Origin of the sequence: Geobacillus sp. TFV-3 (genome assembly GCF_009901865.1) — a bacterium.
In the GTDB taxonomy this organism is placed as follows: Bacteria; Bacillota; Bacilli; order Bacillales; family Anoxybacillaceae; genus Geobacillus; species Geobacillus thermoleovorans_A.
The window spans coordinates 2,008,366-2,031,723 of the sequence record NZ_MPSP01000001.1 but is presented as its reverse complement, the minus strand read 5'-3'; the positions used below and the strand labels follow the sequence as shown (position 1 = coordinate 2,031,723).

Here is a 23,358-nt window from a genome sequence, read left to right as displayed (position 1 = left end):
ACCCAAGAATCCCACGGATTTAGCTGTGGGGAGTGTCAATCCTCCGTATAACGTTCAAGCACGCGATCGATCGCCCCACCGTACGCCTCACCGAACAAATTCAAATGCACGAGCAAGTAAAACAGCTGGTAGAGCGGCTTCCGCTCATGATATTCAGGCGGGAGCGGCATGAGCTCACGATAGCTCTCATAAAACCGGGATGGAAAACCGCCAAACAGCTCAGTAAACGCGATGTCAAACTCATGATGGCCGTACAAAACAGACGGATCGATCAAATACGGCACTCCGTCTGGCCCTGGAATCCAGTTGCCGCTCCATAAATCGCCATGCAAAAGCGACGGAAAACAGTCATCCGGGAGCCATTGGTCAAGCCGCTCGAGCAGCCATTCGAGACGTTTGCGCCGCTTGGCGGGCAGATGCCCTCTCTCCGCCGCTCGCGTTATTTGTGGTCTAAGGCGGGTGTCGCGGTAATAGTCGAGCCAACGGTCGTACCAGCCGTTGCGCTGTGGCAGCGTCCCGATATAAGTATCGCGGTCAAGGCCAAACGCCGGTCCGCGGCATTGATGGAGGCGGGCAAGGCCGTATCCGAGCTGTTCGGCTGTCTGCGCCGTTTCTGTTCCTTCGATCCATTCCAAGACGAGCCATCCCCAGCCGTCCGTTTCCCCGAAGCCGAAGGCATGCGGAACGTTGATGGCGCGTGCTTGCCTGATCAGCTCGAGGCCCATCTGCTCGGCAGCGAAAAATCCAACTGGCGGAAAACATTGCATTTTCACAAAGTACGTTTGCTTATCGCTTTGGACGCGGTAGGCGTCATTGATGTCGCCGCCCGAGACGCGGCGCCAATGGCGGATGCGGGAATGGTCGCCGATCGATTGGAGCGCCTCTTGCAATATCGTTTCTTTGTTCATCCGTTCACCTCCGTCAACTGCTCATTAAGCTCGTTCAGCACCTCGCCGATTTTTCGCTGGTGGATGATGGCGTCGGCGAGATCGTCTAGGTCAGTCGGCTCCCAATTGATAATCACAAGTCTTGCTCCGTTCCGCTTGGCGACAAGCGGCAGCTGGTTGGCTGGGGATACCTGCAGAGAGGAGCCGAGCACAACGAACAAGTCCGCTTGGCGGGCCGCTTTCCAAGCTTGGTCGATGGCTTTCTCCGGCAGCGGCTCGCCAAACAACACGACCGACGGACGTAAAACACCGCTGCATTCGCAAGTCCATATCCCGTGCAAATAGACAATGCTTGGCTTTGATTGCCCGCATCGCTGACAATGGACGGTGCGAAGCGAGCCATGGAGCTCGATGACGCGTTGACTGCCGGCTTCTTGATGAAAGCCATCCACGTTTTGCGTTATGATCGTGTGGACGAGTCCGCGCCGCTCCCAATCGGCCAACAAGCGGTGTCCGTCATGCGGTTGACACTGTTGCAATGTGCGAATGCGATATTGGTAAAACTCAATGAACGATTCACGGCGATGATGCAACGCCTCGACTGTGGCGAGCTCGCTTGGGTTAAAGCGAGCCCACAGTCCGGTGCGCGGCGAGCGAAAGTCAGGCAGCCCGCTTTCCGTTGACATGCCGGCGCCGGTCAGCACGACGGTGCGACGCGAGGCGGCCAGCCATGAAGCGATGGTCATGCTTTTTCCCTCCTTATGTTAAATGTGCGTCCAATCCTTCTTGCGTTTCGGCAAAAGGATGAATCCAATAAGAAGTTCGACAACCAATTTGCTTTTCCTTTCCGCCTGTTTCCATTATGATAAAAGAGAAGGAAAAAATGGACAAGGGGGTAAGGAACATGGGGAAAAAGGTGTTAATCATCACCGGCGATGCGGTGGAGGCGCTTGAAGTGTACTATCCATACTATCGATTGCTCGAAGAGGGGCATGAAGTCACGATTGCTGCGCCGAAGAAAAAGAAACTGCACACGGTCGTTCATGATTTTGCCGACTGGGATACGTATGTGGAAAAGCAAGGCTATTTGATTGACGCTCATGCGTCGTTCGCCGAGATTGACCCGGCGCAATACGACGGGTTGGTCATCCCAGGCGGGCGCGCGCCGGAATACATCCGCCTCGATGAGAACGTGCAACGCATCGTCCGCTATTTCTTTGAAGCGAATAAGCCGATTGCCGCGATTTGCCACGCTTCACTTATTTTTGAAACGATGCCGGATGTGCTGAAAGGCCGGAGCTTGACGGCGTATATTGCTTGCAAGCCAGGGGTTGAGGCGCTCGGAGCGACGTATGTGTCCGACAATACGGTCCATGTTGACGGCAACCTTGTCTCCGCTCATGCGTGGCCGGATTTGCCGGCGTTTATGCGCGAGTTTATCCGGTTGCTTCAATAGCCAAAAAGCGGTCTCCCTTTGGGTGAAGGGAGACCGCTTTTGCATGCAACAGGGCTTTGGGCGCCGCGGGTGGCGTTGTTTTTTGATGGCCGAAAGTTCCCGCTTGTTATGGCGGGTCGTATTTTTTATCATCCTGTCGCTCAAACGGCCCGACTGTCATCCTGCAATATCCACTTGTTCCGCCTTTGCTTTCGCCGCTTTCGTCGCCAAATAGACGCCGAATAAGACGACTGCACCACCGGCAAGCTGCGGGATAGACAGAGCACCGACAAACAAAAACGTGATGATGGCGGTAAACACGGCGATCAAATTCAAATATACGCCGGCATGGCTCGGGCCAACTTTTTGCACCGAAATGTTCCAAAACAAAAAAGAGAGTACGGACGGAAACAGGAAAATATAGGAAATCCCGGCGAGCCCGGCTGTGCTTACGTGATCGGCCGGAAACGGATAAAAGAATGCGAACGGCCATAACAGCAGCAAGCTGAAAAAAACGGAGCACGTTGTCGCTGTAATCGGCGGAACGGGAAGCTTTTTGCCAATGATCGAATACAGCGCCCAGACGACGCCAGCCGCGAGCATCATCAAATCACCGCGGTTGTAATCGCTTTGGAAGACGTGTGCTACGTGCCCGTCTGTTAAAATAAAGAGCACACCGGTGAGTGACAATAAAAAGCCGACGATATTCGTTTTTGACAGCCGCTCGCGCAGCAATACATATGACAACACGACAATGATCGCCGGATTGAGCGAGTTGACGATCGCTGCGTTCATCGGTGACGTATAGGCGAGCGCGCCGTATAAAAGCAAGTTGTAGCCGATGACGCCAAGCGCTCCGGCCGCCGCGAGCGGCAGCCAATATTGTTTCATGACATCCCGGTAGCGCGGCCGCTCGAGCCAGTACGATACGGGCACCAACACGATAAAAGCGGTGCACCAGCGAATCAACGTCAGCCAAAATGGGCCCGTTTCCGTAATGACCGACTTGCCAATGATGTAATTGCCGGCCCAAAACAGGTTGGCCAACACTAAAAGGAGTTTTTCTTTCATCTTCTTTCGCTCCCGTCTTGTGTTTTCCTGCTTTTTACTTTTACACCGTTGCGCGTCCCACTTCCTTCTTTAGTTTTTTGTTGGCTTGTGTTTGACGTTTCTTTTTCGATGAGGCTATATAAGTTGCAATAAAGAATTTCTGATTTTTCGTTTCTGTTTTGACCCTCATACAATTCGACTATGCTATAACTTTGCGAGTGATCGGCTGGATGTAAAACAAAATTGTAAAGCCGTGTATTAGCGTTGATGCGGAAAGACAAATGACAAATTTACCTACATTTGGCCGTATTCCGTGTTTAGGGTTGTCTTTTTCCGGCTCATCGGATAACATTTGTACCGTAGGATTATTTATCATGAAAAATTAAGAAATATAGAAAAAAGGAAGGACGATCATTATGGCATTACCAGGCGGGGCAGCGATGAACATTACGATTCGTCTCCAATTTGAAAAAGATATCGTCTCGTTCAGCGATATCGCCACAGCCATTGGCAAAGCGGGCGGAGATATTGTTGGGATTGACGTCATTTCGTCAAGCAAAGTGCATACGGTGCGCGACATCACCGTCAGCGCGCTCGATACGAAGCAATGCGATTTGATCATTGAGGCGCTGAAAAAAATTCAAGGCGTCAAAATCATCAACGTTTCTGACCGAACGTTTTTGATGCACATTGGGGGAAAAATTGAAACGAACTCGAAAATTCCAGTGAAAACGCGCGATGACTTGTCGCGGGTGTATACGCCGGGCGTGGCGCGCGTCTGCACGGCGATCGCCGAGGATCCGCGCAAGGCGTATTCGCTGACGATTAAACGGAATACAGTCGCGGTCGTGTCGGACGGCACGGCGGTGCTCGGCCTCGGCGACATCGGCCCGTATGCAGCGATGCCGGTCATGGAAGGAAAAGCGATGCTGTTTAAGGAATTTGCCGGAGTGGACGCGTTCCCGATTTGTTTGGACACGAAAGACACGGAAGAAATTATCCAAATCGTAAAAGCGATCGCTCCAGCGTTCGGCGGCATTAACCTCGAAGACATTTCCGCTCCGCGCTGCTTTGAAATTGAAAAACGGCTGAAAGAAGAGCTTGACATACCGGTCTTTCATGATGACCAGCACGGCACCGCCGTTGTATTGCTTGCGGGGTTGCTCAACGCGTTGAAAATCGTTGACAAAAAGCTCGAGGACATTAAAGTCGTCTTAACCGGCATTGGTGCGGCCGGCATCGCCTGCACGAAAATTTTGCTCGCGGCCGGCGTACGCAACATCATCGGGGTCGACCGCCACGGCGCCATCCACCGCGATGAAACGTACGAAAATCCGTACTGGCAAGAATATGCGCAACTCACGAACCCGGATAATCTGAAAGGAAGCTTGTCGGACGTCATCGCCGGCGCCGATGTATTTATCGGCGTTTCGGCTCCGGGCATTTTAAAAGTCGAAGACGTGAAAAAAATGGCGCGCGACCCGATCGTGTTTGCGATGGCCAACCCGATTCCGGAAATTGATCCGGAGTTGGCCGAACCGTACGTGCGCGTCATGGCGACCGGGCGCTCCGACTATCCAAACCAAATTAACAACGTTCTTTGCTTCCCGGGCATTTTCCGTGGGGCGCTTGACTGCCGGGCGAGAGAAATTAACGAGGAAATGAAGCTTGCCGCTGCGAAGGCGATTGCCTCTGTTGTGACGGAGGATGAATTGAACGAAACATACATCATCCCGAGCGTCTTCAACAGCAAAGTCGTCGAACGCGTTAGACAAGCGGTCATCGAAGCCGCTTACCGCACTGGGGTGGCGCGGAAGGACAATATTCCGGTTGGAGGTTATACAGGACAGTAAAGGAGCGATACAATTGAACCGATGGGCGGCTTCCTTTGCAGGGGAAGCCGTTTTTTTGGCTGAAGGAGCGTTTAAATAGTAAGCCCGGTTTAGAAAAATAGAAAATCAAGCGCTTAAGGGGCGAAAGGACGATGATCGATCAATATTTCCAAAAAATCAACGAACGTCTGGAACTCGTTTTAAGCCATGAAAAGAACAATCTAAAAAAGGCCGCCCATGCAGTAAGCGAAGCGATTCAAAACGGTGGAATCATTCAGTTGTTCGGGTGCGGCCATTCTCATATTTTAGCAGAGGAAGTGTTTTACCGAGCGGGTGGGCTTGTCCCGGTGAAACCGATTTTTGTCGAGCCGCTCATGCTTCATGAAGGGGCGGTGCGGTCGTCGAGGTTAGAGCGGATGAATGATTTTGCACAAAATTTTATGGAACATGAAGACATTCGTTCGGGGGATGTTTTCTTTGTTTTGTCTACGTCAGGGCGCAACCCTGTTCCGATCGATGTGGCGTTGGCAGCCAAGAAGAAGGGGGCTTGCACGATCGCGATCACGTCCTTGGAATACTCGAAGAGTCAGCCGTCGCGGCATAAGAGCGGCCGGTTATTGTACGAAGTGGTAGACTTAGTGATTGACAACCATTCTGTGAAAGGGGATGCAATTTTGGCCCATCCAAATGTCCCCGTTCCATTCGCTCCTACATCGACGGTGATCGGCAGTGCGATTTTACATGTGGTTTTCGCCGAGGCTATTGTTCTTATGGTGGAAAGCGGATTTGAACCCCCAGTCTTTTTAAGCGGCAATATCGAAGGGGCGGATGAATATAACCGCCGATGGATGGAGAAGTATAAAGAGCGAATTCTGTTGTTAAATTAGTGGATGATGGGAAGCAACGTCAAGCAGTATGTTATGTGTCTGTAGATGAAGTTGAGCTGTCAACAATTTGGTACAATCTCAATGGAAACCGGGGCTTGCCGCTCCGGTTTTTCTGTTTGTCACAACAGGATGAACGTTGTCATCTGTTTTGTAACACAACTGTAACAATTGTTAAACGAAATGGTCCAAAAAAGAGGCTGTCAACTCCCTTTTTCCTGAAAAAATGTGGGTGGATAGAATAATAGAGGGGAAAAAGGAATGACAGTTAGTGAAAGGATGCCGTTTCCAATCATTGCAACTGCCGTGATGGGCAGCCAACTGGCAATGAAAACAAGCGCTTGTTTTTCCGGGTGTTTCCAGTCCTCGTTTTTTCCATTTTAACCCAAAAATATTACAAAAAACCCGTGCTATAATGAGGGTGAAGGAGAAGGAACAACGCAACCGTCCCTCTTCGAATCTCGTTTTGTAAGCATGACTGACGGACGCAATATCTCTGAAACTTTCAAATAGAGGATACAAGGAGGAATTCTGATGAACAAAAAAACGTTAGCAACAATCGTCGCTTCGGTCACTCTTGTTGGCGCTTCGTTTGCGGCAACAGGGAAAACGGAGGCAGCTGGGACGACGTGTCCGACAGCGAACGTATATCAAGTGAAATATACAAGCACAAACATTCAAGATTTCGAGAAATGGCTGCAACAATACTTCCCGTTTGTGTCGTTCCAAGCAGCGAAACCGGCAGCACAACAACCGGCAGTAAAACAGCCGGCAACGGCGAAACCGCAAGCTCCAACAACAGTGAAACAGCCGGCGACGAAACCGGCTGCGAATACGCAAGCACCGGCGAAAACGACAGCAACGCCGCCAAAGACAACAACACAACAAACAACGGGGTTAAACGCCTATGAGCAACAAGTCGTTGAACTGACGAACAAAGAACGGGCGAAATACGGCTTGCCGCCGCTTCAAGTGGACTTGGCCCTCAGCAAAGTCGCCCGCGAAAAATCGCGCGATATGGCGGTCAACCACTACTTCTCGCACAACAGCCCGACGTACGGTTCTCCATTTGAGATGATGAAAAAATTTGGCATCTCGTACACGGCTGCCGGGGAAAACATTGCCAAAGGCCAACGCACCCCGCAAGAAGTGGTCAATGCGTGGATGAACAGCGAAGGCCATCGGGCAAACATTTTGAACAAAAACTTTACGCACATCGGTGTTGGTTTTGAAGAAAACGGCTATATTTGGACACAGCAATTCATCCGCAAGTAATAGGCCAAATCAACGTTCCTGTCCATCAGCAAGATGGGCAGGTTTTTTTATTTGAAAAATATTTCTCTGATCCTCTACAAAAATATGATATAATTTCCAAAGAAATTCGAAAGACGAAAGATTAGGAGGACAGCGGATGCGAATACGCGATTGGGACCGCAACCTAAAAGTGCGCCTGTTTGGTGAGGCGCTCATGAATACGACCTTTTGGATGTTTTTTCCGTTTATCTCGATTTATTTTGCCGATTCCTTTGGCACAGAGACAGCGGGGGTGTTGTTGATTGTTTCGCAGTTGTTCTCGGTCATTGCCAATTTGATGGGCGGTTATTGCGCTGATGTATTGGGACGCAAGCGGATGATGGTATTGTCCGCCTACGGTCAAGGGGCGGCGTTTTTCGTTTTCGCTTTGGCCAGCTCCCCATGGTGGTCGTCGCCGTTTGCTGGTTTTCTTTGTTTGACATTGGCTGGCATTTGCGGGTCATTTTATTGGCCGGCGAGCCAGGCGATGGTGTCCGATGTGGTTCCGGAGAAAGATCGGAGCGATGTGTTTGCCGTGTTTTACACATCCATCAATATTTCGGTTGTCATCGGACCGATTGTTGGCGGCCTTCTTTATGCTGAGCATCGGTTTGCCTTATTGCTTTTGGCGGCATGTTCATGTTTTGTGATGGCAACTCTGCTCTCCAAGACGTTGCGTGAGACGGCGCCGCTAGCCGCAGCCGGCCAACAAAGGAGGGAGACATGGCAGTCTTTTTTGCGCATGCAGTTCAAACAGTATGCCATCATTGTCCGCGACCGTGTCTTTTTCCTGTTTATCGTTGCTGGAGTGTTGGTAGCACAAACGTTTACACAGCTTGACTTGTTGATTCCGGTATATACAAAAGAAACGGTCCAAGCCGAAACATTGGCAGGATGGACAATTGACGGCGCGAGCGCCTTTAGTTGGCTCATTGCCGAAAACGGTCTGTTGGTCGCACTATGCACGGTGGCTGTGACGCGTTGGATGTCTCGCTACTCGGAGCGGCAGGCGTTTGTGGGTTCCTCCGTCTTATACGGCATCTCGATGTGGCTGTTTAGTCAAACATCTTCGCTGCTCGGATTGATCGCGGTCATGGCGCTGTTTACGCTGGCTGAGCTGATGACAGCTGGCTTGCAGCAGTCGTTCATTTCCCGCTTGGCTCCGGAGGCGATGCGCGGCCAATATTTTGCCGCCGCCAGTCTCCGTTTTACGATCGGGCGGATGTTGGCGCCGCTGTCGCTCGTCGCGGCGGAATGGATCGGCTATGCATGGACGTTCGTTGTCCTTGGGATGCTGGCGCTAGGAAGCGCGGTCTTATACGCTTGGATGTTTCAACAAGTCGGGCGGCGAATGGAGCGACCGAACGCTTCGTTTTCGCGATAATAGGCGGTGCAAACGGCTATCCGTTTTTCGCTCAGGTGGGTATAATAAAAAGCGCACCATTGTTCGTGTAACATATATTCCCTGTCTCTGACATAAAGTGGAACTAGACAGCGAGAAGGAGAGGGGAAGCGCTCATGAAACCGCGCGTGTTCGAACCGGATGCAATTGAGGGGGAAACGGGAAGCCGCGGCGGTCAGAACGGCGCTGCGGCGTTGGCGCGCAGCGAAAAGAGGCAGCAGGCTCGGGTTTTGTCTCGGGAAGAGAGGAGAAAAAAGCAATACCGTCTCATCGGCTGGTTGTTTGTCGCCATCGTTGTTCTGTGGGGGACGAGCACGCTTCTTTGGAGCGGGTATGGGGCGTTGAAGACGGCCGCGAGCCGAGAAATGGCCATTATGCGTTTAAAAGATGCGATCGAAGACCGCGATGTGGCTGCTTTGCAGGCGATGTTGCGGGTGACGGAGGAAACCGTGCCGATCAACGAGAAAACGTTGGCGCCGTTGTTCGCGTATGTGGAACGGCATCCAGAAGCGTATAAACAGCTAGATCGGGAGTTTGCCCGCCAGCGCAAGAACGGCCACGTGTATATTAAAGGATTGACATCTCACCCGCCGGTGTTTACGATTCACGTGTTTGAGGACCGGTACGTGTTTGAGCCGACTCTCTATTTTCTCCATGTGCGTCTTGATGATCCGGAGGCGTCGCTTGTCGTCAATGGGGTGAAAACGGAAGAGGAGGAGACGAAAGACCCATTTGTCAAAAAAATCGGCCCGTATTTGCCGGGCGCGTACGCTGTGACCATCGTCCATTCGAACGGGAAAAAGAAAACCACCCGCGTCGAGTTGTTTGGCGGCGCCCGTGTCCATGAAATCGATATCACGAAATGAACGAATAAGCAAATACCGCTTCCACGACGGCGGTAATGACAACATCTTGCGTCTGCACAGGCGGTGCTGATGAGGAAATGCTGAGAACGGCCGGATGATACGGCGTCGATCGGGCGGGCGGCTGTTCTTTTAGTTCCAACGGTGTGTCGTAAAGCGGCAAGCCGAGAGCGCGGGCGATGGCCAGCGCTTTTTCTTTGGCGTTTTTCACGGCCAACGTCAATGCCTGCTGGTAATAGGCTTGTTCGTTTGCTAGACGGAATTCCAAGCCGCGGGCGAGGTTTGCTCCATGGGCAACGGCCGCCTCGTAAATGGCGCCGGCTTTTTTAGGGTCGCGGACGGTGATTTCAAGCCAATGTTCGACTCCATAGCTGGATAATACGTCGGCTCCATTGTGATGTTCGTATTGGGGATAGATGGAAAACGCCGTCGTCTCCAAATCTTCTGTTTGCACGCCAAGCGCCTTGAGCGCTCCAATGACTGCGTCGGTGCGTTTCGCGTTGTCAGCAAGAGCTTCTTGAATATGGATGTGTTCGGTGCGCACCCCGAGCGCAATGAGGACGGTGTCTGGCTTGGCGCTGACTGTCCCTTGGCCGGTGACGGTCAGTGCGGCGCGGGAGGTGGTTGGCGGTGTGGGGCGGTGCCAAGGCGGCATCGTGTTCCCTCCTTCTGCTGTTAGGCAGTTTTTTTGTCATCATCCGCCGCCTGCCAATAGTAGATGCGTGGCAGTCCGGCATAGCACCAATATTCTTTCAACAGCGAGATCGCAACAAAGGAGACAAGCTGCCAATCGATCGCTTTCATCCCCATTCCCCTTTCCATGGCCCTGTTACTATAGCTTATTCGAAACGGCCATTGTCCTATGCGCGCCGTCCAGTTGGCGATGAAACTTCTTTGGGTGCTTGTACGTATCATGGAATGGACATGCTATAATGAAAGAAAAGATAAAGAAGGAGAGGGATAATGAAGCAGCTGCTTCGTACGATATGGCGTTGGTTTGTCTCATGGAACGCAGGGGTCATTGTTGCGGTCGTCGTATTCATCGCCGCTGATTTTCGCTTTTGGCCTTCGATTTTATCCGGAATGGGGGCGATGTGGGGGGTGTCCGCCATCATGAAAAGGCGGCATCATCGTCTGCCGGCTGATGTGTCCGCTGAGGAACTTGTCTATGTTCGCAGCCAGCTTGGCGAAGCGCGCGCGTTATGGAAGCGGCTGCGTCGCGCTCGCTATCGGCTTCGTTCTGTAGCGATGTGGCAGACGGTTTCTCGGTTGAGTGCCATCGTCGATCGAATCATTCGCGCCATCGAGCAACAACCACATCGACTGCGCTTTGCCCAGCCGTTTTTCTTAAACGAATGGCCGACGGCGGTCGAGATGGTGGAAAAATACGCTTATTTGTCGCAACAGCCGGTGCAAAGCGCCGATATGATAAAAGCATTGCAGGAGACGGAAAGAGTGCTTGACGAGCTGACTTCAGCGGCTGAACGGCAGCTGCTCGAAGTGTTATCGAATGACGTCTGGTCGTTGCAAACGGAAGCGAAACTGCTGAGACGGTCGCTTCAACAAGCGGACGGACTTCGCTTTCCGCTGTCAAAGAAAGGAGAATGACGATGGACGGACGGAATTACGAGAAAGACTCGGCAGATTGGCTGCAAGGGTTGGAACGGACAAATTCCCTCGATGAGTTGCTGGCCCAACCGTTTTCTGCGCCGGCCGAACCGCGGCGAAAGGAAGACGAAACGCCGGTGCGCGCACTTGATACGTTGAAGCCCGAGCATCGGGAAAAAGCGCTTGCGATCGCCAAACAAATTGACCCGGCCAACCATCAGGCCGTCTTGCAATACGGTGTGGCGGCGCAAGCTGAGCTGTCGAAGTTTTCTCATGCGATTTTGCATCATGTGCAAACGAAAGACGTTGGGCCGGTCGGCGAAGTGATCAGCGAACTGATGGCCAAAATTAAGGAGGTCAACCCTGATGACCTAATGCCGGCGAAAAAAGGGTGGCTGTCCCGCTTGTTCGGCGCAGTGGCCAAGCCGCTACAAGAGATGGTGGCGAAATACCAAAAAATCGGCGTTGAAATTGACAAAATCGCTGATCGGCTTGAGAAGCACCGGCATTTGCTGCTTCGCGACATCATGATGCTTGAGACGCTCTATGAAAAAAACAAAGACTATTTTGAAGCGCTCAATATTTATATTGCGGCAGCCGAATACAAACTCGAAGAGCTACGGACGAAGACGATTCCAGAAAAGCAAGCGGAAGCGGAGCGCTCCGGCGACCAAATGGCGTGGCAGGATGTACAGGATTTGCGGCAGTTTGCCGAGCGGCTTGAGAAGCGGGTGCATGACCTAAAGCTCAGCCGGCAAGTGACGATTCAAACGGCGCCGCAAATCCGCATGATTCAGCATATGAACGAAACGCTTGTCGAGCGGATTCAATCGTCGATTTTGCATGCGATTCCGCTTTGGAAAAATCAAGTGGTCATCGCTTTGACGCTGTTCCGCCAACAAAAGGCGGCTGTGGCGCAAAAGCAGGTTGCCGAAACGACGAATGAGCTGTTATTGCGCAATTCGGAAATGTTAAAAACAAACAGCATTGAAATCGCCAAGGAAAACGAGCGTGGCTTGGTTGATATCGAAACGTTGAAGCGAACACAAGAAAATTTGATCGCTACGCTCGAAGAAACGTTGAAAATCCAAGCGGAAGGCCGATTAAAACGGCAGCAGGCCGAACGCGAGCTGGCGGCGATGGAAGCGGAATTGAAACAGACGCTGCTCGCGCTGAAACGACCGAAGCCATAAGGGCGGATAGGAGATCGTTCTGTTTCGGCTTGCGGCCAAGCGTCCGATGGATCCGCCCATGATTGTAGAAGAAAGCGCTGAAAAACCAAAGATCTTCATGCGAAACGGGTGTCTAGCGAACGAGAAGACGCCCGTTTTTTCAATCGCCCTCTGTTTTATGATTTCCCACTTGAAGCTCCCCCGCTTCCATTTTGTACAGGGCGCAACCCAAAACGAAGTGGAGATGCAGCCATTGAATGTTCCAAACAAAGGTGGAGTCATTCACGTTGAAGCCCTGTTTGGAAGGAAGGAGGAGCGGCTGGCATCTCGGACTGCAGCTGCCAACATTTGTTCCTCCTTCATAGGATGGGGGGATGGGGAGGCTCTTGATGATGCTGTTCATCCTTTTGTTCCGTTCGTTCATGATCGTTGCCGTCCGGGCGGGCGGTGCGGACATCAAACTCTTCTGCCGTCTCCGTTTGCCATTGATGGCCGATGTGTGGGGCGTCTTTTTCACCGTGCTCGATCGTGACAAATCGCAGCACATAGGCGTGAAACAGCAATTCTCCGAACGCTGTAAACAGAGCAGAGAAAAACGCCGCGTTTAAGATGGCGGCGCCGGCGATGTCATAAAACGCGCCGATGCCGATCCATACTGCTACAAACACAAGCCCAAAATCGGCAATCGCCGCTGAGACGTTGCCAAGGCGCCGCAGAACGTACAAGTCGCCGAGCGCATAGGCGACGAGCGTCAGCCAAAGGCTGAACCATAAAATCTCTGCCGATGAAAAGCGCAAAAACAGCGGTAAAATGGAAAGCATCACCGTGGCGGTCAGCAAATATTTCAGTACTAACGCAAGCAAATGTCTCATTGGGATTCGCCGCCTTTATTCTGCTGGATGGTTTGGACCTTCCAGTTTTTTATCGCCGTACCCCGGCTGTTTTTCCCTGTCTTTGTCCGGTTGTTGTTTTTTTTCTTGTTGTTCAAGACTGTTGTTTTGCTTTGGCTGTCTCATTGGCCATCATCCTCTCTTTCCATTGTTTATCGTTAGTTTGCCGCGTTTGTCTTGATGTATACATACATGATCCATAAACTTCCTCTTTTTATTTTCCCCCTGTTCTACATTAAAATATAATGAACGGCATGAACAAGGAGGAATACAGATGACGGAAAACAAACAATCGCTTGAGATGGCTGGACAGCAGTATGTCCCGTCGAATGATGAGACGGCTTCGTTTCTTGGTTCAGCATTGGCTGAAACACATGAACAAGTGAGCGATATGTATGCGGAGGGAACCATCGAGGCCACGGTCGGACACAAAAATGGCTCAGACTTCCCCCTTTCTCCGCGGGAGTAAGAAACGTCAAGGAGCTGTTCCTTGGGGTTTTGGTTTATGTTTGTGAAATGGGAGGGGAAAAAGGAAAGAAAAACAGTTCGTACTTTCCGCCATCGTCGTCTATACTAGTAGTGCGCACGGCGATTCACCGATATAAGGGGGATGATCATCGTGAGATGGCAGCGGGCTTTATTGGCGTTGCTCAAAGAGCGGAAAGACCATTCAATCGCGCTGGCGATCGACACATCAAACCGTCCGGAGCGGCCAATGCTCATTCAAAATATCGTGAGGCTGTTTGAAAAGCTGCGCCCGGACACGCTGCTCGTCCAAGCGGATTTTAAAATTCGCGATGTATCTCCGGTTGGCGTGGCGACGATTCAATATTTCAAGCACGGGAAATCGTCGTACACCGAAGTGCTGGAATGGGCCGCTGCGCAAAAAATCGATACGTTGTTTTACATCACCGATGTAACCGGCTATTTTTATGAAGAACTGCAAGTCGACTATGAAGTGTTTTGGCTTGTGCCGGACGATTATATGCCGCGCGTGCCGTTTGGCAAGCCGATTCGCGTGGCGTAACACTGTGAGGAAGGAATGCCCTTCGTGATGAGGGGCATTCTTCTTTTGTAAGGAAATTTAACAAAGTTTTTTCTTTAGTAACCGTTTACAATAGAAAATAGACGTTGCTCTCGGTGATTTTATGTTATATATTATGACATATAAAAGATATAATAAATGACAAAAAAGGGGATGCGTAAATGGATGAAAAAACGTTGATGCTTGGGCTGGATGCCCTCTGGGTCATGCTCAGCGCGGTGCTTGTCATCGGCATGCAGGCAGGATTTGCTTTGCTTGAGGCTGGATCAACGCGCATGAAAAACTCCGGGCATGTGGCTGGCAAGCAAATTTTAAGCTTTGCCATCGCCTCATTGGCGTTTTGGGCGTTCGGCTTTGCCATTACGTTTGGGGCTGGGAACAGCTTCATCGGGACGGAAGGATGGTTTTTAAGAGAAGGAAAAGGAACGTTTGACTCGTTGTCGTGGGCGAATGTGCCGCTCGAGCTCAAATTTTTATTCCAGCTCGGCTTTGCCGGCGTGTCGCTGGCCATCGCTTGGGGCGGCTTCGCTGAGCGGGCGAAACTGTCTGTTTATTTTCTTTTCGGCACGATTTTTACGATCGCCATTTACCCGGTGATCGGCCATTGGGTGTGGGGCGGCGGCTGGCTCGGAAAAATGGGAATGCAAGATTTCGCAGGTTCGACCGTTGTCCACTTGCAAGGAGCGATTGCGGCGCTCGTGGCTACCATTTTGCTCGGGCCGCGCATCGGCAAGTTCAATAAAGATAAGACTCCAAACGTCATTCCTGGGCATAACCAAGTATATACGGTCATTGGCGGACTGATTTTATGGATCGGTTGGTTCGGCTTTAACGCTGGCAGCACGATGGCGGTTGGCGACGGATTTTTCGGCTATGTCGCGCTGACGACGAATTTGGCCGCCGCGGCAGGAGCGATCGCCGCGATTGTGACGGCGAAAATTTTGGTCGGCAAAGCGGACATTCCCGCGATGGTCAACGGCGTGCTCGCGGCTTTGGTTGCCATTACCGCCGCATGCGCGTTCGTCGAACCGTGGGCGGCGGTTGTGATCGGTGCAGTGGCGGGGTCGTTTACGTTCTGGACATCCATCTACTTTGAACGCAAAGGGATTGACGATCCGATTTATGCTTTTTCCGTCCATGGTGTCGCTGGCATTATTGGCACGATTTCCACTGGGTTTTTCGCTTCGCCGCGTTTAGTTGAGATCATGGGCGTCGGGAAGGCTGGACTGTTTTACGGCGGCGGATTTGATCAACTGATTGTGCAAACGGTCGGGGTGCTCGTCGCTGCGGTGTATGTCGCTGCTGTTTCATTTGTCATCTTATATGCCATGAAGAAAACGATCGGGCTGCGTGTCACGGCGGAACAAGAAATTTCAGGTCTTGATATTAGCGAGCACGGTTCTTATGGCTATCCGGAACAGCTCGATCCGGCGTATCAGCCCAAGACCCTCGCCCAGCAGTAGCCAGGAGGGGAAAGGTATGGAATCGTTGGCAGAAAAGGTGGTCAAGCGGCTAAACCGAGCCCAGTCGGCCGCCGAACTTCGTTTTTGTCATGATGAACTGGCGCGCGAACTGCGGCGCTGTCTAGCATCTGAACAAATGAACCAGCTTGCAAGCGACGTCGTTTGCGTGCATGAAGCCATGCTTCGCCGCGCGTTTTTCCTTGCGGAGCGGGAGACGATGAAACGGTCGGTCGGCATTCGTCCCCTGGCGTGGTGCTGGTATGTGATGGGAAGCATCGGCCGACGTGAGCCGACGATTTGGACGGATCAAGACCATGGCATTTTATTCGACTGTCCTGAGGAAGAAGAGGCGGCCTGTTATGAATTCATCCGCCATATGGCGGCGGTTGGGGTGGACATGTTGCATGAAGCTGGCTATCCATACTGTCCCGGCTATGTGATGGCGACGAACAAGCGGTGGGCGCAGTCGGTCCGCGGTTGGGAGCAACAACTTTCTTCCTATTTAGACAACGGGTGGCCGAACGACATTCGCTTTTTGTTGATCGCGATGGATATGCGGCCGCTTTATGGCGAGGCGGAATTGGCTGAGGAGGGCAGGAGGATGCTGTTTTCGGCGGTGGCCAAACGGCCGCCGCTGTTGGCGCGCATGGGGGAGCACATTCAATTTCCCCCGGTTCCGCTCGGTTGGCTGGGCAATGTGCAAACGGAGCGATGGGGGCCGCACAGCGGGGGTGTTCATATGAAACAAAGCGGTTACGTGCAGCTCACCAACGCCTTAAAATGGTTGGCCTGTTTTGCGCGCGTCCCGGCGGCGGACACGGCAGAGCGGCGGCGGGCGCTTGAGGCGGCTGGCGTATTGACGGCGCCGCTTTCCGCCGCCGTTTGCGAGGCGCTGTCTGTTTACTATTCGATTCGTCTTAAGTACAGCACCGAGGCGGGGGACGGGCGTGACTATGTGTTATGGCGGACGCTTGAGCGGACAGAGCAAAAGCAGCTGAAGCAAGCGATGCGCACCGCAAAACGGCTGCAGCGCTTTGTTGCCCGGCGGGTGGCTAACATTTATGCATGAGCGGCACCGTTTTTGGCAACGGGCGCTCCGCCTGTTGTCGCTCGGCGTTCCGCGCGAGGCGTCATCCGCCTTATTTGGTCATGACTATTCGCTGCAACAGGAAACATGGCTTCGTTCGCTGCAAAAAGAAAAACAGCAGGTTATCGATTGGCATGACCATCTGACTGACATTCCGTTTGTCATCATTGATCTCGAGACGACGGGCTTTTCTCTAGAGCAAGGCGATGAAATTTTGGCTATGGCGGCGGCGAAAACGGTTGGAGGAGTCGTGACGGATGCGTACATGACGCTCGTTAAGCCGGAAAAGCCGATTCCGGAACATATTTCCGTCTTGACCGGGATTGAGGCGAAGGATGTGGTGTTTGCTCCGCCGCTTGCCGAGGCGCTGCGCACGTTTGTGCCGTTTATTGCCGCCGGCGTCTTAATTGGCTATCATATTGGCCATGATTTGGCGTTTTTGCGTCATGCCCTTTGGCGCCATTACCGGCAAAAATGGAGCGGACGTTTTGTCGACTTGCAGTCGATGATGAAGTTGATCGGCCATTCGTGCTCGACGTTTGACGATGCGTTAGCTTGTTACGGCATCCGTTGCCCTCGCCGCCATACGGCAGATGGGGATGTGGAAGCGATGGTGAAGCTGTGGGCCATCTTGCTTGATGAATTCCGACAGCGCGGCATCGACACGTTGCATGATCTGTACGCCGCGCTCAGCCGGTGTTGATGTTGCCCAAGCTGAGAAGCCTTTGGCGATTGTCTTTGGCAGGGAAACTCAAGTTTCAACAGCCTGTCTTGACCAATAAGCAATGAACGCTCGATGGAACAAAAAAGAGGGATGGCTGCAACGAAAAAAGCGCCAAACTTGGCGCTTTTTTCGTTGGTATTAGAGCGGCTTTGTCGGCGTCGGTTCGGCGTAGCCTTCTTTATATTTTTCATCGATCATATGCCGAATGTCTTTGATTGATTTCCCTTGATCGTAAGCGGCGATCGATTCAGCGGCGATGTCGAGGCAGACGCCGCATTTGGTCGCATGGTCATCCCAGACGACCGATCCGTCTTGTTTATTTTTATAGACAAAGCAGTCATAATTGTTCTTATGGCCGGCTGATTGTCCGCAACCGCAGTAGCACGGGATGTTCTCAAGCAGCTCGCGGTGTTCAGCAGCCTGCTGGTACAAGACAGCCATCTCTTCTTCAAACGCGCTCAAAAAGCTTGGCAAATGCTCGACCGATTTTGTCGTTTCCCGAATATCGCCGGTGGCGGTTTTCGTCATCTGCGAGTGGCTTTGTTCTTGGTTGCTGGCATCGGCGCAGCCTGAGAGCAGAAAGCTGAATGATAATACGCATGCGGTGATGAAGGCAGGGCGTTTCACCATCTTTCTTCCTTTCCGTGCGAGGTTTGCATTTTGAATGTACCATATTGAGCGATAAGCAGCAACTGTTTTGGTCCTTGGAAAATGAAGTGAGCATCAAGACGAACCGGAGGGCAGGAATACTGGAAAAGGAAAAAGACAGAAGCAACTGACCGCTTCTGCCTTTCGATTAGCGGGCGATTATTGTCCTTGCAGGAAGTACTTTTCAATATCATCCAACATCAAATGAGCCGCAAGCACCCCGCCAGCTGTGTTCCAAATCGTATCGCTCACTTTGTACACTTTACCTTGTTTCGCGACATTTAAGTTTTGAAAGAGCGGGTCGTTGATCCATTCTTTTTCGAGTTCGCTCGCTTTGCCGTCGCCCGTCTCATATGTAAAGTAGAACAAAATGTCGCCGTCCATTGCCGGGATGCGTTCTTTCGTCACGCCGATTTCCGCGAAGTCGTCTACGTTTTGCGATTCCGGGCGGGCGAAGCCGAGTTGATCCAAAATGACGCCGGAGAACGAATTTTTATGGTAAATGCGCACATCGCCGGCCATAAAGCGGACGATCGATACTTTCATCTTCAGTTTGTCGCCGAGTTTTGCTTTTAAGTCTTCAATGCGTTTGTCATATTCGGCAATGACTTGTTTCCCTTTCTCTTCCTTGTTCACCGCTTTCGCATAGAGCAGAAAGTTGTCTTTCCATTTGCCGCGCAACGTTTCTGAGAACACGGTCGGGGCAATTTGGTTCAACTGTTCATAAATTTTTTCATGGCGCATTTTGTTGCCGATAATCAAATCTGGTTTTAAGGCGGCGATCGCTTCGACGTTTGGCTCTGATTCCAAACCGAGTTCTTTGACCCCATCCATTTTATCTTTAATATGGTCGTACCACGGATCACCCGTCCACGATTTGACAGCGCCGACTGGTTTCACGCCTAACGCGAGGAGCGCCTCGGTTCCTTCGTTCGTCAAAATGACGACTCGTTTTGGCGTTCCTTTGATTTCGACCGTGCCCATGGCGTGCACGACCGTGTAGCTCGCTTCCGCTTTCACCCCATTGTTTTCCGTTGGTTTGGCTGTTGTTTCTTCCTGCTTTCCGCCGCAGCCGGCAAGAAGCAGGAGGGAAAGGATGAAGGCGGAAAGAAGGGTGAGATGCTTTGATTTCATTAGTCAATCCCCCTTTGAATTTGATAATGAATTTCATTTACGTTGATATAATAAATAAAATTGAGAATCATTGTCAATCATAAATGAAAAAATGTTAAAAAAATCATAAGAAAATGCGAAAAAAACATTGACGATGATAGTCATTATCAAATAGACTTGACGATAGAGAATGAAGCAAGGGAGATCTCAGAGATGCTGGTGACAAACCGTCAAAAAATAGTTGGCCTCATCGGTTTGCTGATTGTGCTGCTTGCCGCCGTGTGGATGAGCATCGTTTGCGGATATACCGACACGAGTTGGCGGCAGGCGGTGGCGGCTCTTATCGACAATGATGGATCGAACGCCCATTTAGTTGTGGTGACGGTTCGGCTGCCGCGAGCGTTGATTGCGGCTGCAGTTGGCGCCAGTTTGGCGATGGCCGGAGCGCTCATGCAAGCGCTGACGCGAAACCCGCTCGCTTCGCCAGGCATTTTCGGTATTAATGCCGGGGCCGGTTTTTTCATTGTTGTGATGGTCACCTTTTTTTCCATTTCTTCATTGCAAATGTTGTCATGGGTTGCATTTATGGGGGCGGCGATGGCGGCGTTGATCGTGTTTGTGATCAGCGCCGCGGGGAAGGACGGGCTGACGCCGCTGAAGATGACGCTTGCCGGCACGGCGGTCGCGGCTTTATTTGCCTCGCTGACGCAAGGAATGCTGGCGATGAATGAAAAAGCGCTTGAAGAAGTGCTCTTTTGGCTGGCCGGGTCGGTCGCCGGCCGGAAGCTCGAGCTGTTGGCAGCCGTCTTTCCGTATTTGGCCGCCGCTTGGCTTGGAACCTTGTTGCTGGCGCGCCATGTCAACATCTTAATGATGGGAGACGATGTAGCGAAAGGGCTCGGGCTGCGGACGAATGTGATCAAGGCCGCCGTTGCGCTTTTAGTCGTATTGTTGGCTGGCGGGTCGGTGGCTGTCGCCGGTCCGATCGGCTTTATCGGCATGATGGTGCCGCATATGGCGCGGGCGCTCGCCGGCGTTGATCACCGCTGGCTGCTCCCGTATTGCGCCTTGCTCGGCGGGATTTTGCTTCTTATGGCCGATATTGGGGCGCGCTACGTTCTGATGCCGCGCGAAGTGCCGGTCGGCATCGTCACCGCCTTGCTCGGCGTTCCATTTTTCATCTACATTGCCCGCAGGGGGATCGCCGCAAAATGAAAAAATACATCACGGTCCGAATGGGAAAATATATCTCGTTTTTCTATGACAAAAAAGCTGTTGCAGTGCTCGCCGCGCTCATAGCAGTGGCTGTCTTACTTTTCCTTATCAGCATTGGCAGCGGCGAAATGCGCATGTCCCCGCTTGAGGCCGCTGCTGCGCTGCTCGGATACGGGGAGGAAATTCATCAGACGGTGATTGTGACGTTCCGCCTGCCGCGCGTGTTGGTTGCCTGGATGGCGGGGATGGCGCTGGCTGTCGCCGGCGCGGTTTTGCAAGGAATGGTGCGCAATCCGCTCGCTTCGCCGGATGTGCTCGGCATCACCGGCGGAGCGGCGGCGTCGGTTGTCGCCTTTTTGGCGCTGTTTAGCGATGAAAACAACTCTTTGACCGTCAGCATCCACTGGCTGCCGCTTGCTGCCTTTCTCGGCGCTACGGCCGCTGCTTGGTTCGTGTATATGCTGGCGTGGAAAAACGGCCTCGCCCCGTTTCGGCTCGTGTTGGTCGGCATCGGCGTTTCTGCGCTCATGCAGGCGTTGACGACACTGTTGATGATCACAGGACCCATCTATCGGGCGAGCCAGGCAAACGTGTGGATCACCGGCAGTGTGTATGGTGCTTCTTGGAAGCACGTTTCGCTCATGGCGCCATGGGTCATCGGACTGCTCCTTCTGGCGATATTGGCCGCGCGGCATGTCAATGTGCAGGAGCTGGGCGATGAGCTGGCGATGGGGCTTGGCGGCGCGGTCGAACGGCAACGGCTAGGACTTGTTTTGCTGAGCACGGCGCTCACCGGCGGCGCGGTCGCTTTCGCCGGCGGCATCGGCTTTGTCGGGCTGATGGCGCCGCACATGGCGCGCCGTCTCGTCGGTTCGGCGTTTGGCGCTCTTCTTCCGACCGCTGCGCTGTTGGGCGGTGTGTTAGTCATGGGGGCGGATTTGGCTGGGCGGCTGCTGCTTGCGCCGACGGAAATTCCGGCCGGGGTGTTTACCGCCGCGATTGGAGCGCCATATTTTATTTATTTGTTGTACCAGAATCGGAAAGCATAAAAAGGAGGGGGTTCGCGTGCCCGCATTGCAAGCGAAGGAGTTGACACTATCATACGGCGAGACGACCATTATTGACCGTTTAGACTTGACGATCCCAAAAGGAAAAATCACGGTGTTCATCGGCGCGAACGGCTGCGGCAAGTCGACGTTGCTGCGCGCCTTGGCGCGGCTGCTAAAGCCGACAGGCGGGGTTGTTTTGCTTGATGGAAAAGAGATTGCCAAACAACCGACAAAAGAAATCGCCCGCCGGCTCGCCATTTTGCCGCAATCGCCTATGGCTCCGGAAGGACTGACCGTGTTGCAACTTGTGAAGCAAGGGCGCTACCCGTATCAAACGTGGTTCAAGCAATGGAGCGCCGAAGATGAGCGGGCGGTCGAGCGCGCTTTGGCGGCAACTGGGCTTGCCGAACTCGCCGAGCGGCCGGTCGATTCGCTCTCCGGTGGACAGCGCCAACGCGCATGGATCGCTATGACGTTGGCGCAAGAAACAGACATCATTTTGCTTGACGAGCCGACGACGTATTTGGATCTCGCGCATCAAATCGACATTTTGGATTTATTGTTTGAACTGAATGAAAAGGAACAACGAACGATCGTCATGGTGCTTCACGACTTGAATTTGGCGTGCCGCTATGCGCATCATCTCGTCGCCATTCGCGATAAAACGGTGTATGCCGAAGGAAAGCCGGAAGACGTCATTTCCCGCCAGCTCGTGAAAGACGTGTTTCAGATGGATTGCCAAATTATGTACGATCCGATCTTTGGCACCCCGCTTTGCATCCCGTATGGGAAAGGGCGGCGCATTTTACAGAAAGAAGGCGTATCATGATGAGACTGCGTGAAGACGAAATGAAAGCGTTGGAAACGTACCGTTTTTCAAGCAAGGAGACCGATGTCTCGTCATCGATGTTGTTTTCCCGGTTGATTGAGGACGACGAACAGCTTGCGAGTTATGTCGCGCATGTGCGCGCTGAAATGGGGGCGGCGAACGATGCCGTCGCGGCGTCGATGTTCGTCAAACGATTAAGCTTTTTGGCGCCGATGACGCTATACGCCATGTCAGTATGGAACAAGCGGCTTGTGCTCAATCCTGGGCGAATTTGGCTTGACACGGACGGCGAAGGGGAGACGTGGATGCCGCGTTTTCACCTTGAGCCGCCCGAAGCGGAGGCGTGCCGTGGAGAACGCCGTCGTTGGCGAGAACAAGTCGTGCGCGATGTGTTTGCTGGCTTGTTTGCTCCGCTGGTCGCCAAGCTGCGTCGCCTGACTCGTGTGTCGCCGCTTATCTTATGGGAAAACATTGCGATTTATGTGTATTGGGTATATGACCGATGGCTTGAGGACGAGTCGCTTGCCCCGATCGCCGACCGGCTGCGCGATGATTTCCACTTCCTTGTTTATGAAGCCGACGGCCGCCTGTTCGGACAGAAGGACAATCCGCTTCGCCGCTTTTTTAAAGGCGCAAGCGGCATGCAGCGGACAACATGCTGCCTGTACGTGCAAACAAACGGGGGAACGTGCTGCCAAACGTGTCCCATTCGCGCCCGCCAGCGGCAAACCGGGTGACCGGCGAGCCGAGGGTGAGGTGTTTTATTTTGGGACAAAAGAGTTGCGAAATTTGTTGATTTTTGCCGGGATTTTCGTGAAAATGGAAGTGTGGACATCGCTTATTTTGGTAAAACGGCGAGGTAACAATTG

26 protein-coding genes are annotated in these 23,358 nt (G+C 52.5%); 17 read left to right on the top strand and 9 right to left on the bottom strand.

The window, feature by feature from the left end; all coding sequences use genetic code 11:
- Positions 1–35 precede the first annotated feature (35 nt).
- Positions 36–908, bottom strand: a complete 873-nt coding sequence (locus tag BJQ97_RS10290; protein WP_160156500.1) for a fructosamine kinase family protein — start codon at positions 906–908, stop codon at positions 36–38.
- Positions 905–1,633 carry an NAD-dependent deacylase gene (locus BJQ97_RS10285; protein ID WP_160156499.1) on the bottom strand — a complete coding sequence of 243 codons (729 nt, stop codon included), beginning with the start codon at positions 1,631–1,633 and terminating at the stop codon, positions 905–907. Before BJQ97_RS10285 ends, BJQ97_RS10290 begins: the two co-directional genes overlap by 4 nt.
- A 158-nt stretch (positions 1,634–1,791) precedes the next feature.
- On the opposite strand from BJQ97_RS10285, the gene BJQ97_RS10280 reads away from it, so the two are divergent.
- Positions 1,792–2,343 carry a DJ-1/PfpI family protein gene (locus BJQ97_RS10280; RefSeq protein WP_160156498.1) on the top strand — a complete coding sequence of 184 codons (552 nt, stop codon included), beginning with the start codon at positions 1,792–1,794 and terminating at the stop codon, positions 2,341–2,343.
- Positions 2,344–2,499: 156 nt separating this feature from the next.
- Here the strand turns inward: BJQ97_RS10280 and BJQ97_RS10275 are convergent, their stop codons facing one another.
- On the bottom strand, positions 2,500–3,393 hold the full coding sequence (locus tag BJQ97_RS10275; RefSeq protein ID WP_160156497.1) for a DMT family transporter: 894 nt from the start codon (positions 3,391–3,393) through the stop codon (positions 2,500–2,502).
- 395 nt (positions 3,394–3,788) lie between these two features.
- On the opposite strand from BJQ97_RS10275, the gene BJQ97_RS10270 reads away from it, so the two are divergent.
- From BJQ97_RS10270 to BJQ97_RS10250, 5 genes are all read left to right on the top strand, one after another.
- A complete protein-coding gene (locus BJQ97_RS10270) occupies positions 3,789–5,225 on the top strand; it encodes an NAD-dependent malic enzyme (protein ID WP_160156496.1) in 1,437 nt (478 codons plus the stop codon).
- A 131-nt stretch (positions 5,226–5,356) separates the two neighbouring features.
- The gene (locus tag BJQ97_RS10265) at positions 5,357–6,091 is read left to right on the top strand and encodes an SIS domain-containing protein (RefSeq protein ID WP_160156495.1); all 735 of its coding nucleotides are present in this window, start codon (positions 5,357–5,359) and stop codon (positions 6,089–6,091) included.
- A gap of 531 nt (positions 6,092–6,622) precedes the next feature.
- Positions 6,623–7,363 carry a CAP domain-containing protein gene (locus BJQ97_RS10260; protein ID WP_160156494.1) on the top strand — a complete coding sequence of 247 codons (741 nt, stop codon included), beginning with the start codon at positions 6,623–6,625 and terminating at the stop codon, positions 7,361–7,363.
- A 136-nt stretch (positions 7,364–7,499) separates the two neighbouring features.
- Positions 7,500–8,765, top strand: a complete 1,266-nt coding sequence (locus tag BJQ97_RS10255) for an MDR family MFS transporter (protein WP_160156493.1) — start codon at positions 7,500–7,502, stop codon at positions 8,763–8,765.
- A 134-nt stretch (positions 8,766–8,899) separates the two neighbouring features.
- Positions 8,900–9,649, top strand: coding sequence for a zinc ribbon domain-containing protein (locus tag BJQ97_RS10250; RefSeq protein ID WP_160156492.1), 750 nt, complete (start codon positions 8,900–8,902; stop codon positions 9,647–9,649).
- On the opposite strand, the gene BJQ97_RS10245 is transcribed toward BJQ97_RS10250, so the two are convergent.
- Both BJQ97_RS10245 and BJQ97_RS17950 read right to left on the bottom strand, forming a co-directional pair.
- On the bottom strand, positions 9,639–10,301 hold the full coding sequence (locus tag BJQ97_RS10245; protein ID WP_160156491.1) for an SIMPL domain-containing protein: 663 nt from the start codon (positions 10,299–10,301) through the stop codon (positions 9,639–9,641). The genes BJQ97_RS10250 and BJQ97_RS10245 overlap by 11 nt on opposite strands.
- A gap of 20 nt (positions 10,302–10,321) precedes the next feature.
- Positions 10,322–10,450 (bottom strand): hypothetical protein, encoded by a 129-nt coding sequence (locus tag BJQ97_RS17950; RefSeq protein ID WP_268892799.1) that lies wholly within the window; start codon positions 10,448–10,450, stop codon positions 10,322–10,324.
- 159 nt (positions 10,451–10,609) lie between these two features.
- On the opposite strand from BJQ97_RS17950, the gene BJQ97_RS10240 reads away from it, so the two are divergent.
- Both BJQ97_RS10240 and BJQ97_RS10235 read left to right on the top strand, forming a co-directional pair.
- Positions 10,610–11,254, top strand: coding sequence for a 5-bromo-4-chloroindolyl phosphate hydrolysis family protein (locus BJQ97_RS10240; RefSeq protein WP_160156490.1), 645 nt, complete (start codon positions 10,610–10,612; stop codon positions 11,252–11,254).
- Between the two features lie 2 nt (positions 11,255–11,256).
- Positions 11,257–12,447 carry a toxic anion resistance protein gene (locus BJQ97_RS10235; protein ID WP_201451682.1) on the top strand — a complete coding sequence of 397 codons (1,191 nt, stop codon included), beginning with the start codon at positions 11,257–11,259 and terminating at the stop codon, positions 12,445–12,447.
- Between the two features lie 338 nt (positions 12,448–12,785).
- On the opposite strand, the gene BJQ97_RS10230 is transcribed toward BJQ97_RS10235, so the two are convergent.
- Both BJQ97_RS10230 and BJQ97_RS17945 read right to left on the bottom strand, forming a co-directional pair.
- The gene (locus BJQ97_RS10230; protein WP_160156488.1) at positions 12,786–13,298 is read right to left on the bottom strand and encodes a YndM family protein; all 513 of its coding nucleotides are present in this window, start codon (positions 13,296–13,298) and stop codon (positions 12,786–12,788) included.
- A gap of 15 nt (positions 13,299–13,313) precedes the next feature.
- Positions 13,314–13,442, bottom strand: a complete 129-nt coding sequence (locus BJQ97_RS17945) for a hypothetical protein (protein ID WP_268892798.1) — start codon at positions 13,440–13,442, stop codon at positions 13,314–13,316.
- Positions 13,443–13,590: 148 nt separating this feature from the next.
- Here BJQ97_RS17945 and BJQ97_RS10225 point away from each other — a divergent pair, with 148 nt between their 5' ends.
- From BJQ97_RS10225 to BJQ97_RS10205, 5 genes are all read left to right on the top strand, one after another.
- Positions 13,591–13,785 (top strand): YozQ family protein, encoded by a 195-nt coding sequence (locus tag BJQ97_RS10225; RefSeq protein WP_160156487.1) that lies wholly within the window; start codon positions 13,591–13,593, stop codon positions 13,783–13,785.
- A gap of 150 nt (positions 13,786–13,935) precedes the next feature.
- Positions 13,936–14,343, top strand: coding sequence for a VWA-like domain-containing protein (locus BJQ97_RS10220; protein ID WP_160156486.1), 408 nt, complete (start codon positions 13,936–13,938; stop codon positions 14,341–14,343).
- Between the two features lie 179 nt (positions 14,344–14,522).
- Positions 14,523–15,824: an ammonium transporter gene (locus tag BJQ97_RS10215; RefSeq protein WP_160156485.1), complete on the top strand. Its 1,302-nt coding sequence runs from the start codon at positions 14,523–14,525 to the stop codon at positions 15,822–15,824.
- Between the two features lie 16 nt (positions 15,825–15,840).
- Positions 15,841–16,893 (top strand): DUF294 nucleotidyltransferase-like domain-containing protein, encoded by a 1,053-nt coding sequence (locus BJQ97_RS10210; RefSeq protein WP_160156484.1) that lies wholly within the window; start codon positions 15,841–15,843, stop codon positions 16,891–16,893.
- Positions 16,886–17,614, top strand: coding sequence for a 3'-5' exonuclease (locus tag BJQ97_RS10205; protein ID WP_160156483.1), 729 nt, complete (start codon positions 16,886–16,888; stop codon positions 17,612–17,614). The genes BJQ97_RS10210 and BJQ97_RS10205 overlap by 8 nt, the downstream gene beginning before the upstream one ends.
- A gap of 159 nt (positions 17,615–17,773) precedes the next feature.
- Here the strand turns inward: BJQ97_RS10205 and BJQ97_RS10200 are convergent, their stop codons facing one another.
- Positions 17,774–18,265, bottom strand: coding sequence for a PCYCGC motif-containing (lipo)protein (locus BJQ97_RS10200; protein ID WP_201451681.1), 492 nt, complete (start codon positions 18,263–18,265; stop codon positions 17,774–17,776).
- 177 nt (positions 18,266–18,442) lie between these two features.
- Positions 18,443–19,417 (bottom strand): ABC transporter substrate-binding protein, encoded by a 975-nt coding sequence (locus BJQ97_RS10195; protein WP_160156481.1) that lies wholly within the window; start codon positions 19,415–19,417, stop codon positions 18,443–18,445.
- Between the two features lie 192 nt (positions 19,418–19,609).
- Between BJQ97_RS10195 and BJQ97_RS10190 the strand changes: the two genes are divergently transcribed.
- The 4 genes from BJQ97_RS10190 to BJQ97_RS10175 are packed head-to-tail and all read left to right on the top strand — an operon-like array spanning position 19,610 to position 23,226.
- Positions 19,610–20,611, top strand: a complete 1,002-nt coding sequence (locus BJQ97_RS10190; RefSeq protein ID WP_160156480.1) for a FecCD family ABC transporter permease — start codon at positions 19,610–19,612, stop codon at positions 20,609–20,611.
- Positions 20,608–21,660 (top strand): FecCD family ABC transporter permease, encoded by a 1,053-nt coding sequence (locus tag BJQ97_RS10185; protein ID WP_160156479.1) that lies wholly within the window; start codon positions 20,608–20,610, stop codon positions 21,658–21,660. The genes BJQ97_RS10190 and BJQ97_RS10185 overlap by 4 nt, the downstream gene beginning before the upstream one ends.
- Positions 21,661–21,676: 16 nt before the next feature.
- Positions 21,677–22,489, top strand: coding sequence for an ABC transporter ATP-binding protein (locus tag BJQ97_RS10180; RefSeq protein WP_160156478.1), 813 nt, complete (start codon positions 21,677–21,679; stop codon positions 22,487–22,489).
- Entirely contained in the window at positions 22,489–23,226 is a 738-nt protein-coding gene (locus BJQ97_RS10175; RefSeq protein ID WP_160157598.1) for an IucA/IucC family C-terminal-domain containing protein, read from the top strand. Before BJQ97_RS10180 ends, BJQ97_RS10175 begins: the two co-directional genes overlap by 1 nt.
- The last annotated feature ends 132 nt before the right edge of the window (positions 23,227–23,358 follow it).

Coding starts and splice junctions, on each gene's coding strand:
- BJQ97_RS10290 (WP_160156500.1), bottom strand. CDS start 908: ATGAACAAAGAAACGATATTGCAAGAGGCGCTCCAATCGATCGGCGAC.
- BJQ97_RS10285 (WP_160156499.1), bottom strand. CDS start 1,633: ATGACCATCGCTTCATGGCTGGCCGCCTCGCGTCGCACCGTCGTGCTG.
- BJQ97_RS10280 (WP_160156498.1), top strand. CDS start 1,792: ATGGGGAAAAAGGTGTTAATCATCACCGGCGATGCGGTGGAGGCGCTT.
- BJQ97_RS10275 (WP_160156497.1), bottom strand. CDS start 3,393: ATGAAAGAAAAACTCCTTTTAGTGTTGGCCAACCTGTTTTGGGCCGGC.
- BJQ97_RS10270 (WP_160156496.1), top strand. CDS start 3,789: ATGGCATTACCAGGCGGGGCAGCGATGAACATTACGATTCGTCTCCAA.
- BJQ97_RS10265 (WP_160156495.1), top strand. CDS start 5,357: ATGATCGATCAATATTTCCAAAAAATCAACGAACGTCTGGAACTCGTT.
- BJQ97_RS10260 (WP_160156494.1), top strand. CDS start 6,623: ATGAACAAAAAAACGTTAGCAACAATCGTCGCTTCGGTCACTCTTGTT.
- BJQ97_RS10255 (WP_160156493.1), top strand. CDS start 7,500: ATGCGAATACGCGATTGGGACCGCAACCTAAAAGTGCGCCTGTTTGGT.
- BJQ97_RS10250 (WP_160156492.1), top strand. CDS start 8,900: ATGAAACCGCGCGTGTTCGAACCGGATGCAATTGAGGGGGAAACGGGA.
- BJQ97_RS10245 (WP_160156491.1), bottom strand. CDS start 10,301: ATGCCGCCTTGGCACCGCCCCACACCGCCAACCACCTCCCGCGCCGCA.
- BJQ97_RS17950 (WP_268892799.1), bottom strand. CDS start 10,450: ATGAAAGCGATCGATTGGCAGCTTGTCTCCTTTGTTGCGATCTCGCTG.
- BJQ97_RS10240 (WP_160156490.1), top strand. CDS start 10,610: ATGAAGCAGCTGCTTCGTACGATATGGCGTTGGTTTGTCTCATGGAAC.
- BJQ97_RS10235 (WP_201451682.1), top strand. CDS start 11,257: ATGGACGGACGGAATTACGAGAAAGACTCGGCAGATTGGCTGCAAGGG.
- BJQ97_RS10230 (WP_160156488.1), bottom strand. CDS start 13,298: ATGAGACATTTGCTTGCGTTAGTACTGAAATATTTGCTGACCGCCACG.
- BJQ97_RS17945 (WP_268892798.1), bottom strand. CDS start 13,442: ATGAGACAGCCAAAGCAAAACAACAGTCTTGAACAACAAGAAAAAAAA.
- BJQ97_RS10225 (WP_160156487.1), top strand. CDS start 13,591: ATGACGGAAAACAAACAATCGCTTGAGATGGCTGGACAGCAGTATGTC.
- BJQ97_RS10215 (WP_160156485.1), top strand. CDS start 14,523: ATGGATGAAAAAACGTTGATGCTTGGGCTGGATGCCCTCTGGGTCATG.
- BJQ97_RS10210 (WP_160156484.1), top strand. CDS start 15,841: ATGGAATCGTTGGCAGAAAAGGTGGTCAAGCGGCTAAACCGAGCCCAG.
- BJQ97_RS10205 (WP_160156483.1), top strand. CDS start 16,886: ATGCATGAGCGGCACCGTTTTTGGCAACGGGCGCTCCGCCTGTTGTCG.
- BJQ97_RS10200 (WP_201451681.1), bottom strand. CDS start 18,265: ATGGTGAAACGCCCTGCCTTCATCACCGCATGCGTATTATCATTCAGC.
- BJQ97_RS10195 (WP_160156481.1), bottom strand. CDS start 19,417: ATGAAATCAAAGCATCTCACCCTTCTTTCCGCCTTCATCCTTTCCCTC.
- BJQ97_RS10190 (WP_160156480.1), top strand. CDS start 19,610: ATGCTGGTGACAAACCGTCAAAAAATAGTTGGCCTCATCGGTTTGCTG.
- BJQ97_RS10185 (WP_160156479.1), top strand. CDS start 20,608: ATGAAAAAATACATCACGGTCCGAATGGGAAAATATATCTCGTTTTTC.
- BJQ97_RS10175 (WP_160157598.1), top strand. CDS start 22,489: ATGAGACTGCGTGAAGACGAAATGAAAGCGTTGGAAACGTACCGTTTT.